The 10,483-nt window shown below is 50.3% G+C and carries 11 protein-coding genes; 8 read left to right on the top strand and 3 right to left on the bottom strand.

What is annotated here, in order from left to right; all coding sequences use genetic code 11:
- The 3 genes from PVA01S_RS25375 to PVA01S_RS25365 all read right to left on the bottom strand — a co-directional run.
- A partial coding sequence (locus PVA01S_RS25375; protein ID WP_164751974.1) for a PadR family transcriptional regulator occupies window positions 1–189 on the bottom strand: 189 nt, incomplete at its 3' end.
- A 123-nt stretch (window positions 190–312) separates the two neighbouring features.
- The gene (locus PVA01S_RS25370; protein ID WP_155614481.1) at window positions 313–990 is read right to left on the bottom strand and encodes an LrgB family protein; all 678 of its coding nucleotides are present in this window, start codon (window positions 988–990) and stop codon (window positions 313–315) included.
- On the bottom strand, window positions 990–1,361 hold the full coding sequence (locus tag PVA01S_RS25365; RefSeq protein ID WP_127610601.1) for a CidA/LrgA family protein: 372 nt from the start codon (window positions 1,359–1,361) through the stop codon (window positions 990–992). Before PVA01S_RS25365 ends, PVA01S_RS25370 begins: the two co-directional genes overlap by 1 nt.
- A gap of 119 nt (window positions 1,362–1,480) precedes the next feature.
- Here PVA01S_RS25365 and PVA01S_RS25360 point away from each other — a divergent pair, with 119 nt between their 5' ends.
- The 8 genes from PVA01S_RS25360 to PVA01S_RS25325 all read left to right on the top strand — a co-directional run bounded on the left by PVA01S_RS25360 (window position 1,481) and on the right by PVA01S_RS25325 (window position 10,156).
- On the top strand, window positions 1,481–2,371 hold the full coding sequence (locus PVA01S_RS25360; RefSeq protein WP_127610599.1) for a LysR family transcriptional regulator: 891 nt from the start codon (window positions 1,481–1,483) through the stop codon (window positions 2,369–2,371).
- Between the two features lie 49 nt (window positions 2,372–2,420).
- Complete coding sequence (locus tag PVA01S_RS25355) at window positions 2,421–3,425, top strand: zinc-binding dehydrogenase (protein WP_127610597.1); 1,005 nt, start codon at window positions 2,421–2,423, stop codon at window positions 3,423–3,425.
- A gap of 189 nt (window positions 3,426–3,614) precedes the next feature.
- Window positions 3,615–4,655 (top strand): amidohydrolase family protein, encoded by a 1,041-nt coding sequence (locus PVA01S_RS25350; RefSeq protein WP_127610595.1) that lies wholly within the window; start codon window positions 3,615–3,617, stop codon window positions 4,653–4,655.
- A 38-nt stretch (window positions 4,656–4,693) separates the two neighbouring features.
- A complete protein-coding gene (locus tag PVA01S_RS25345) occupies window positions 4,694–5,410 on the top strand; it encodes an iron-sulfur cluster assembly protein (protein ID WP_230876028.1) in 717 nt (238 codons plus the stop codon).
- Window positions 5,411–5,496: 86 nt separating this feature from the next.
- On the top strand, window positions 5,497–6,069 hold the full coding sequence (locus tag PVA01S_RS25340) for a DJ-1/PfpI family protein (protein ID WP_127610593.1): 573 nt from the start codon (window positions 5,497–5,499) through the stop codon (window positions 6,067–6,069).
- A gap of 110 nt (window positions 6,070–6,179) precedes the next feature.
- Window positions 6,180–7,340 carry a CdaR family transcriptional regulator gene (locus tag PVA01S_RS25335; RefSeq protein WP_244933049.1) on the top strand — a complete coding sequence of 387 codons (1,161 nt, stop codon included), beginning with the start codon at window positions 6,180–6,182 and terminating at the stop codon, window positions 7,338–7,340.
- Between the two features lie 75 nt (window positions 7,341–7,415).
- Window positions 7,416–8,828, top strand: a complete 1,413-nt coding sequence (glcD, locus tag PVA01S_RS25330) for a glycolate oxidase subunit GlcD (protein WP_127610591.1) — start codon at window positions 7,416–7,418, stop codon at window positions 8,826–8,828.
- Entirely contained in the window at window positions 8,825–10,156 is a 1,332-nt protein-coding gene (locus PVA01S_RS25325; protein WP_127610589.1) for a (Fe-S)-binding protein, read from the top strand. The genes glcD and PVA01S_RS25325 overlap by 4 nt, the downstream gene beginning before the upstream one ends.
- The last annotated feature ends 327 nt before the right edge of the window (window positions 10,157–10,483 follow it).

The raw sequence follows: 10,483 nt of genomic DNA, 5'->3' as shown, positions 1-10,483 counted from the left end.
AGCACCTGTACGCTCTTCTGCCTCAGCTGCAATGAGGCCTTCCTCCTCCATCTTGTTCAGCGCATAATAGATCGAGCCTGAGAGAATGTTCGCCCATTGATCCATCTTGCTTTGTTCAATCATGCTCTGCATCTCATAGCCGTGCATCGATTTGTTCAACAATAAACCGAGCAGTACTAACCGAGTCATGACATTACCTCCCATATAAACCATATACCCAACGTTGGATATTCATGAATTTAACAATACACAGATTTTGTGGCAGCGTCAATGATCAAATCTCAGATATGAGTAGAACAAAGACGAACGATATTACCGGAACAACCAAACGATCCATGGCGTGCCGCACAGCGTGATGAACGAGGCCAGCATCATCGAAACCATCGCAATGGAGCCGGAGACGGGACTATATTCCAACGCTTGGCGTATGCCGGCCGAGTGAGCGCTGGTTCCCAGGAGGACGCCGCGCGAGACGGGACTTTGAAAGTGGAACCACTTGATGATCAGCGGACCGACGAGGATGCCGAGCAATCCGGTAATCAACGTAGCAAGCGCGGTGACGGACGTAATGCCGCCGGTCATGTGGGAGACGGCAAGGGCGACGGGTGTCGTTGCGGAACGCGGGGCGAGGCTGGAGACGAGCTCCGCACGTAAGCCGAACAGGTGGGCGAGACCGGCCGATGTGACGATGGCGGCGAGGGAACCGCAGCTTACGCTTGCGGCGATGACATAAGCATGGTTTCGAAGCACGTCGAGATGCTTGTATAAGAGGACGGAGAGCGCGATGGTAGCGGGTTCCATCATGCCGGTGAGCCATTCGCCTCCTTTGTTGTAGCTTTCGAAAGACACGCCGGCGATTTCGACGAGCGCAATGACGGCAACCGGCGTAACGAGCAGCGGAGTTAAATACAGCTTAGGATACAGGCCATAAATTCGTCTGGACACCCAATAAATCGCAACAGTACAACCCAGCCATAAGATCGCTTCCATCACTCGACCTGTCTTTCTTTCCGGGCGGACAGCTGCTGGCCGATGAAACCGCTGCAAATCATGACGGCAAGCAGGCTAATGGCGATGATGACGACGATGGCGATACCGTGATCCGCCAGCAAGCTTTTGTAATCGATGATGCCTACGAAGGCGGGAATAAAAAACAGTAACATTTCGGCAAGCAGCCATTGGGAGCCCAATTCGATCCACTCCAGGCGAATGATCTTACACTTCAGAAGCGCGAACAACATTCCAATCCCCACGATACTGCCCGGCACCGGGAAGCCAAGCCATTGGACGATGACGTCCGCTATTTGGGCAATTACAACAAAAAACAACACCTGCACGCCTGTGATCAACCATGACTTCATGGATCGCACCCCTTCCACCACTGATTACAGCGAGTATACAAAAAGGAGTTCCATATGTAAAATGAATATATAGAATCAAATTCATTCCATTTATTTATGGTTGGAAAAGGGGGATGCCGATGGAGTTGCGTCACTTGCAATACATCGCAGAAATCGTGCGGTGCAACAACTTTACCAGAGCCGCAGAAAATCTGAATGTTACGCAACCGACCATAAGCAAAATGATCCAAAATTTAGAGAAAGAATTGAATGCGGACATCTTTGTCCGGAGCGGAAGACAGATCCAATTGACGGATGTGGGCGAAGCGATCTTGCAGCATTCCGGTCCGATTCTGCAAATGTTCGAAAGTTTAAAAACGGAAATCAATGACCTGACCTTCTTGAACAAGGGCAGCATTCGAATCGGCTTACCGCCCATGGCCGGATCGAGTTTCTTCCCGGACGTGATTAAAAAATTTCAGGATCGTTACCCGGGGATCACGATGAAGATGGTCGAGGACGGCGCGAGCAAGATCGAGAGAAGCATCGAAGAAGGCTTGCTGGACGTAGGCATATTGTTATGGCCGGTCGATCAGGCGGTATTCGATTCATTTCCGATCGTGAGGGATCAGTTAAAGGTCGTGATGCATCCCGCACACCGGTTAGCGGACCGGGAGCGAATCGAGCTGGCCGAACTGGAACTGGAGCGGTTTATATTTTTTAACAGCCATTTCGCCATGCATGACCGGATCAAGAACGCATGCCGTTCGGCGGGCTTCGTTCCCCGCATCGTATCCGAAAGCTCCCAGTGGGATTTAATCAGGGAGATGGTAAGAGCCGACCTCGGCATCGCGTTTCTACCGGGCACCATTTGCCGATTATTAGATCCGAATAAAGTGAAAGCGATTTCCCTGGTCAGTCCGGAAATTCCGTGGCAGCCCGTGATGGCCTGGAGACGGGAAGGGTATCAATCGTTGGCCGCAAGAGAATGGATCGCGTTCACGAAACAAATATTTGCCGAGCCCACTTGATTTTCCATACATTTTTTGTAAACATAAGACTCAAAAAAGGAGTGATTGGATGAAAGCGCTAGTTCATGAAGGGAAGAACGGGTTGGAAGGTTTATCCATTCGGGAGATGGAAGAGCTGCAGCCCAAGGCGGGAGAAGTAAGGGTCACAATAAGAACGGCGGGGCTGAACCATCGGGATCTTTTTGTCCTGGAACGTCATAAGCCGACAGATCCGCCGCTCATTATCGGTTCAGACGGCGCCGGTATTATCGATGCCGTCGGAGAAGGCGTGACGCATGTCCAAGCCGGTGACGAGGTGATGATTAACCCGGGTCTCGGATGGAAGGTAAACAGCGATGCGCCTCCCGAGGGCTTTGAAATTCTCGGCTTGCCGACGCACGGCACCTTTGCGGAGAAGGTCATCGTGCCCGGCGACAATGTCGCCCCTAAACCTCGATTTTTAACATGGGAAGAAGCCGGCGTGCTGTCATTGGCTGCGCTCACAGCGTATCGCGCATTGTTTACGAGAGCCCGTATCCAGCCCGGCATGAAGGTGCTGATCCCGGGTATCGGCGGCGGGGCCGCCACGTTTCTACTTCAATTTGCTAAAGCGGCGGGCGCTACCGTGTATGTAACCTCCCGCTCGCAGGAGAAATGCAGGAAAGCCCTGGAATACGGCGCCGACCGGGCGATCGACAGCCATGAAGATTGGGGCGCGGCGCTTGACGGAGCGAAGGTGGATGTCGTCATTGAAAGCGTCGGCGCGGCGACGTTTCACAAGTCGCTTGAACGGCTGCGCCTGGGAGGCACCATAGTGACGTTCGGAGCTTCTGCGGGAGATGTCGTCCAACTCAACTTGCGCGACTTCTTCTATGGACATCATAATTTGCTGGGGACGACGCTGGGAAGCGGAGAAGAGTACCGGGATATGATCAAGTTTATTGAATCCCATCAAATCAAACCCGTGCTGGATCGGGTCGTACCGTTAGAGCAATATGCGCAGGCGTTCGAGCGGATGGAGCGCGCGGCGCAATTAGGCAAAATCGGATTTTATATAGGTTTCGGCGGCCAATAGACGGGCTTGGTTTTTCCTTCATTTGTATGAACATACAAAAAATATAGCCTGTTATGGTAAATTTGTTATATGAAAATATATTTCTTTCTTCGTATTGAGGCTGTATACTTCAAATCACAGTCAGGCTGTAAGCGTTTCCCTTTGTCGATTTCACTCTTTTTGAACAACGAATCTCAAGGAGGAATGGCCATGTATCGCTTACCGAACGGAGAAGAAATTTTCATCATCGACGCGCACATTGCATTATGGGATGGCAGTCAAGAGAACCAATTGAACGTTCAAGGGGATCAGTTCATCAGTTGTTTTTACGATTATCACAAAAACCTGAGCCCGAAAGAGCATCTTTGGCCGAAGGACAAATTTCTGAAATATGAGGCAGGCACGTTGATCGAAGATGTGTTTGTCAAAGGGTACAGCGACATGGCGATCTTCCAGCCGGTGTATTTGAAAGAGTTCTACAAGAACGGCTTCGGCGACTTCGATGCCAACGAGGCGCTTGCGCAGCAATATCCGGGGCGGTTCATCTGTAACGGAACGTTCGATCCGCGCCATGGAGAGCGCGGCCTGGAGCAGCTCGAGAAGGATTACGAGAAATACAAGTGGTCCGGCATCAAGCTGTATACGGCGGACTGGTACAAGGATTCGAAAGGGTATAAATTATCCGACGACTGGTCTTATCGCTACCTCGAGAAGTGCGTCCAGCTTGGGATCAAGAACATCCACGTGCATAAGGGGCCGACGATCACCCCGCTGAACCGGGATGCGTTCGACGTCGCCGATATCGACGATGTTGCAAGCGCCTTCCAGGATTTGAACTTTATCGTGGAGCACGTCGGACTTCCCCGGTTGGAGGATTTCTGCTGGATCGCGACGCAAGAGAAGAACGTGTACGGGGCCTTGGCGGTTGCGCTCCCGTTCATCCATACGCGTCCCCGCTATTTCGCGGAAATCATCAGCGAGCTGCTGTACTGGATCGGCGAAGACCGGATTCTGTTCGGAAGCGACTATGCGATATGGGAGCCGGGCTGGCTGATCGAGAAGTTCATCGCCATGGAGCTGCCGGAAGATATTCAGAAAGAAACCGGTGCGACGCTCGATCTGAAGGTGAAGAAGAAAATCCTCGGGGAAAATGCGGCCAGATTGTACAACATCGACATCGAGAGCCAGAAGGAGAAACTGTGCCATTGCGAACTGGCGAAGACGATCGCGAGCGCTAATAAAATCGCGTAAGCTTCTTTACAACAGCTCACTCACAGGAGGTGCATGCTATGTTGATGACCAAGGAACAGCAGGTATACAAGCAGCTCGATAAGGTATATGATCCGGAGCTTGATCAGCCCTTAACCGAATTGGGGTTTATCGATCATACGAAGATCCATGACGATCAAGTGGAAGTCGTATTCCGTTTGCCGACCTATTGGTGCTCCCCCAACTTCGCTTTCATCATGGCGGAAGATATCCGGACCTGTGTCTCCCGATTGGAATGGGTCCGGGAGGTCAAAGTAAATTTGATCGACCACTGTGCTTCCGACGAAATCAATCAAGGGGTTTCGAAGGGGAAGCGCTTCAGCGAATCCACGAGTCAGTTCGGGGCGTCCGATGGAGATCTTGACGAGCTTCGGAGGACATTCCAAATCAAAGCGTTCTATGCCCGGGAGGAAAAGCTGATCAAGCATTTATTGGCTGCAGGCTGGTCGAATGAAGCGATCCTTGCGATGACTTTGGAGCAGCTGCATGAGCTCCCGCTCTCGGAAGAGGGAAGCGGCATGCGAGAGGGATATTTGGAGAAGAAAGCGCAGCTCCACCATTCCGGCGTTCAGGCGTTTACAACTCCGGAAGGGGATGCTTTGACGCTGGAAGGATTCTCGGATTACTTATTGGGCGCCAAAAGGACAAGATTAAGCATGGAATTTAACGGCCACTATTGCCGCGGTCTGCTAGAGGCCCGTTACGATTTGGAAGCCACAGGCACGGAGATGTCATAAGCAGTGCAGTTCCATATGCTATCGGGAATGTTCATACATTCTTGATCATCATAAACAAAACACATTCAAAAGGATCGGTGATGAAGATGAGTAAAAAGGTGCTTATTCTAACTGGTGATGCCGTAGATTGCCTGGAAGTTTTCTATCCCTACTATCGCTTGTTGGAGGAGCAAATCGACGTGACGATTGCTTCGCCTACGAAAAAGAAGCTTCAAACGGTTTGTCACGATTTCCTTCCGCAAATGGAAACCTTCACGGAATTGGTCGCCTATAAAATCGATTCGCATGCTTCCGTCGACGACATTAACGCAGCCGATTTCGATGCGCTGATTATCCCGGGCGGACGCGCGCCGGAATACATCCGCATGAACAAAAAAGTACAAGAAATTACGGCCCATTTCCTGCAGGAGAACAAGCCGATGGGCGTCATTTGCCACGGTCAACTGGTGTTGACGACCGTGCGCGAGCATATTCAAGGCCGCTCGATGACCGCTTATACTTGCTGCCGTCCGGAAGTGGAAGCGGCGGGAGCCCATTATGTCGAGCAGATGCTTGTCGTTGACGGCAACCTGGTAACGGGTCATGCATGGCCGGATCTGCCGGGATTTATGAGAGAATTCCTCAATCTGTTGAATGTGAACGAGAAAGTAACGGTGTAATCGTTGTTCGAGCAGCTGGTTACACGTGATTGTTGACCTGGAACCAGTGCACTCTGGCTTGACACCGGAGTGCGCTGGTTTTTCCCATTTATCACTTTTGAGAAGGTTGGGTGATTCGTCTGCAATTATTACCGGAATTAGCCAAGAAGATTATCCATGAAGTGGAATCGGTCATGACCGAGCAGCTGATTGTTGTAGGCGGTCAGGGGATCATTATCGCATCAACGGACAAAAACCGAATTGGCTCTTTTCATGAAGGTGCGACGATTGTCATGAAGTCGGGTCATAAGCTGTACATTTCCGATGAGGATGCGAAGCGGTTAAAAGGGGTGAAGCCGGGAATCAATTTGCCGATTTATTACAACAAAAAGGTGATAGGCGTCATTGGCATCACAGGTACTCCTTCTGTTGTTGAGCCTTACGCGGAGCTGCTTCGGAGAATGACCGAGCTCATTATTAGAGAGGCCCAGCAGAAAGAGAAGGAGGAGTGGGAAACAAGGGGGCTTGAAGCCTTTTTTTACGAGTGGATTCATATCCAGGACGTGGATCAGGAGTTTATCGACCGAGGCCAAATCCTGGGGGTTTCCGTTGAGATTCCGTATATTTGCGTTCTTTTCCAAGTGGATGTCCATCACCGCGACGAGGTGCTGCGAGAAGCGCAGCCGCTGATGACCGACTTTTTTCAAAGAAGTTTTGAACGCGATCCGACCGATTTTTTCATTCGCTGGGGCAACGGCCAATTCATTCTGATCAAAAATGCCAAAAATAATAATTCGCCAACAAAGCTTTCCCGGGAATTGGCAAAATGGCATCAATATTTTAAAAAGCATTACGGCATTAATTTAGCCGTCGGCGTGGGCAAGACCTTCGAGCCTTTCAAAATGAATCATACGTACAACGAAGCGAAGAAAGCGTTGAAGGTGGCTCAAAAGCATCTTGAAATCGTTTATTATGAAAATTTATTGCTCGATATCGTGTTAGAGGAGATCAGCGCAAAAACGAGGCAAGAGTTTATCGACCGGATTTTATCGGAAATTCAATCGGATCAAGAGCTTCTTGAGACGATCCATATTTATTATAAGCATCAATTGTCCATTAAAGATAGCGCCGATGCGCTTCATATTCACATCAATACGCTTCACTACCGCCTAAACCAGATCAAAGAGCTTACGGGCATTAATCCCAAATGTCCGGAAGGCATTACGTTATTTTTAATCGCACTTTCTTTATTAAAATTGGATAATCATTCAATAAATCAGGATCCGAATTGAAAATCTTTGTATGTTCGCACATAGTTATTTCAACGGGCAATTTCTATAATGGTGATAACGAAAGGGGGACTTCTCGTGATTACGGAAGCGATCAGAAGTCAGCTTATAGAAATTGTCGGAAGCGCCCAGTATCATGACTCGAATGAAGCGAAACTATCTTATTCGTATGATGCGACGCCGAACTACCAGGCGCTCCCTGACGCCGTCATCATGCCTAAGAACAGGGAACAAATCCAGGCGGTATTAAAAATATGCAATCAGCATACAATTCCGATTGTTCCAAGAGGCTCCGGCACCAATTTAAGTGCCGGTACATGTCCAACCCAAGGCGGCATTGTCCTTGTGTTCAATCATATGAATCGAATTTTGGAGATTGACGAAGAGAATTTGACCGTTACGGTTCAACCGGGCGTCATTACGAAGAAATTAATCGAAGCCGTGGAGGCAAGGGGCTTATTTTATCCCCCGGACCCAAGCTCGATGAAAATCTCAACCATCGGCGGCAACATTAATGAATGCTCGGGAGGGCTTCGAGGTTTAAAATACGGCGTCACGAAGGACTATGTCCTTGGGCTGGAAATCGTTCTGCCGAACGGAGATTGTATGCGAACGGGCGGGAAATCGCCCAAGGATGTGGCAGGATATGATCTAACGAAGCTGTTTGTCGGCTCCGAGGGGACGCTAGGCGTCGTAACGGAAGCGACGCTAAAGCTCATTCCCATTCCGGAAACGAAAAAAACGATGCTTGCGCTTTTTGAAGATCTCGACGCAGCGGCCAGTACGGTGTCGGCGATTATTTCAAACCGGATTATCCCGGCCACGCTCGAATTTCTTGATCAGCCTACGTGTAAAGTCGTCGAGGATTTCGCCAAGGTCGGTTTACCGACCGATGTGAATGCGGTGCTGCTCATTGAGCAGGACGGACCGCCTGAAGTCGTGGAAAGGGACATGGAACGAATCGCTCAAATTTGCAAGGACGGACATGCGAGATCCGTGAAGATCGCCCAGTCGAAGACGGAAGCCGAGGCATTAAGTACGGCAAGGCGGGCGGCGTTATCCGCGCTTGCGCGGCTGAGGCCTACGACGATTCTGGAGGATGCGACGGTCCCTCGATCGAAAATTAGCGAAATGGTGCGTGCCATTAATCAGATTGCAGAAAAGTATCAGGTAACGATCTGTACATTCGGTCATGCCGGTGACGGAAACTTGCACCCCACCTGCCTGACGGATGGAAGAAACAAGGAAGAGATGCACCTGGTCGAACAAGCGTTCGATGAAATTTTCCGGAAAGCGATCGAGCTGGGGGGTACCATTACCGGAGAGCACGGGGTTGGCGAGATGAAGCTGCCTTATTTATCGTTAAAGGTTGGAGAGGAAGGCGTAGCAGCGATGAAGGCGATCAAACAAGCTTTTGATCCGAACGGAATCATGAATCCCGGAAAAATGTTCGCAAGAGATGCCCGCAAAAGAGTGGTGATTAACGGATGAATCAGCAGGTGCAGAGTGAGATTCGACAGGGCTTTAAAGAACGGCTGGATTACGACGAGCTAATGAATTGTATGAGATGCGGCTTCTGTCTGCCGACGTGTCCGACCTATGGCCAAACCGATCAATATGAAGCGGCGTCTCCGCGCGGCCGGATCGCGCTAATGAAGGGGGTTGTCGACGGGGTCATTGAACCGGACGATGATGTGGAGAAGCAGCTGAACCTCTGCCTCGGCTGCCGGGCTTGCGAGCCGGTTTGTCCGTCCGGCGTGAAATACGGTCATCTGCTTGAGGAAGCCCGGGACGTGATTCAACAAAAGAAAAAGCATAGCATGCACGTGAAGGTGATACGGGGGCTTGTGTTTAAACAATTGTTCCCGCGCAAAGACCGGCTCAAACGCCTGCATTATTTTCTTAGGTTTTATCAAAAGAGCGGCCTGCAGCGCGTCGTTCAAAAAAGCAAATTGTTACGAATAATGCCTGGGAATATCGCGGAGCTTGAACGAACGCTACCGCCGATTGCCAGCGTCAGCGCGTTGAGCAACCGTCCTACCCATATCCCTGCCGAAGGACAAGCAAGGAAGAAGGTCGCTTTCTTCTCCGGTTGTCTGATGGATACGATGTTTATGGAGACGAACGATGCCACGATGAAGCTGCTTCAGAAGGCAGGCTGCGATATCGTGATTCCTCCCGGCCAAGGCTGCTGCGGCGCCTTGCACGCACACGGCGGAGAGAAAGATATGGCCAAGCAGTTAGCCAAGGCCAACATCGTGGCCTTCGAATCGCTGGATGTCGATTATATCGTGTTGAATGCGGGCGGGTGCGGCGCCTTATTGGTTGAATATGACCACTTGTTGAAGGATGAAGAGCAGTGGAGAGATCGAGCCGAAGCATTTGCCCGCAAAGTGAGGGATTTTTCCGAGATTCTTGTTGAGCTTCAATTTGCCGAAAGAGGACTTTCGCTGCCGGAGCAAGTCATTACGTATCAGGACTCCTGCCATCTGCGGAATGTCATGGGCACAGCCAGTGCGCCACGGACATTACTGGCTTCCATTAAAGGCGTTCACTATCAGGAGATGGAAGAGGCGGATCATTGCTGCGGATCGGCCGGGGTCTATAACATAACGGAGAAAGAAATGTCGATGCAAATCCTGGACTATAAGATGGAAAAGGTCAACAAAGCACGTGCGCAAACGATCGTAACGGCCAACCCGGGCTGTCTGTTGCAGATGAAACTCGGCATTATTCGCGAGGGAGCGGAGGAGAGAATGAGAGCCGTGCATCTGGCCGACCTGCTGCTCGAAGCGGTGGACAATTCAAGCGTTTCCTGATGGTTCTTTCTACAGAAATTATCCAATGTTCGGCATTGTTTTTTAGATAAATGCACATTTCATTCGGTTATGGCCATAACTATACTTGTAAGTAAGCATTGGGAACGAACATCATGCGATTCATGCGTTTCAGGGTGGAAGGGACGAAAGAGAACTTCCGCCTTTGTTCTGTTGTAAGCGTTTCCTTTTGCTAACACCTTTCAAGGAGGAATGGCTATGTATCGCTTACCGAACGGAGAAGAAATTTTCATCATCGACGCGCACATTGCATTATGGGACGGCAGCCAGGAGAACCAATTGAACGTTCAAGGGGATCAGTTCATCAGC

It is taken from the genome of Paenibacillus validus NBRC 15382 (genome assembly GCF_004000985.1).
GTDB lineage: Bacteria > Bacillota > Bacilli > Paenibacillales > NBRC-103111 > Paenibacillus_G > Paenibacillus_G validus.
The sequence above is the reverse complement of the archived record's forward strand: the minus strand, read 5'-3'. Positions and strand labels throughout refer to the sequence as shown.

Excerpts from the sequence above, each read along its gene's own strand:
- PVA01S_RS25370 (WP_155614481.1), bottom strand. The coding sequence starts at position 990 with ATGGAAGCGATCTTATGGCTGGGTTGTACTGTTGCGATTTATTGGGTG.
- PVA01S_RS25365 (WP_127610601.1), bottom strand. The coding sequence starts at position 1,361 with ATGAAGTCATGGTTGATCACAGGCGTGCAGGTGTTGTTTTTTGTTGTA.
- PVA01S_RS25360 (WP_127610599.1), top strand. The coding sequence starts at position 1,481 with ATGGAGTTGCGTCACTTGCAATACATCGCAGAAATCGTGCGGTGCAAC.
- PVA01S_RS25355 (WP_127610597.1), top strand. The coding sequence starts at position 2,421 with ATGAAAGCGCTAGTTCATGAAGGGAAGAACGGGTTGGAAGGTTTATCC.
- PVA01S_RS25350 (WP_127610595.1), top strand. The coding sequence starts at position 3,615 with ATGTATCGCTTACCGAACGGAGAAGAAATTTTCATCATCGACGCGCAC.
- PVA01S_RS25345 (WP_230876028.1), top strand. The coding sequence starts at position 4,694 with ATGTTGATGACCAAGGAACAGCAGGTATACAAGCAGCTCGATAAGGTA.
- PVA01S_RS25340 (WP_127610593.1), top strand. The coding sequence starts at position 5,497 with ATGAGTAAAAAGGTGCTTATTCTAACTGGTGATGCCGTAGATTGCCTG.
- PVA01S_RS25325 (WP_127610589.1), top strand. The coding sequence starts at position 8,825 with ATGAATCAGCAGGTGCAGAGTGAGATTCGACAGGGCTTTAAAGAACGG.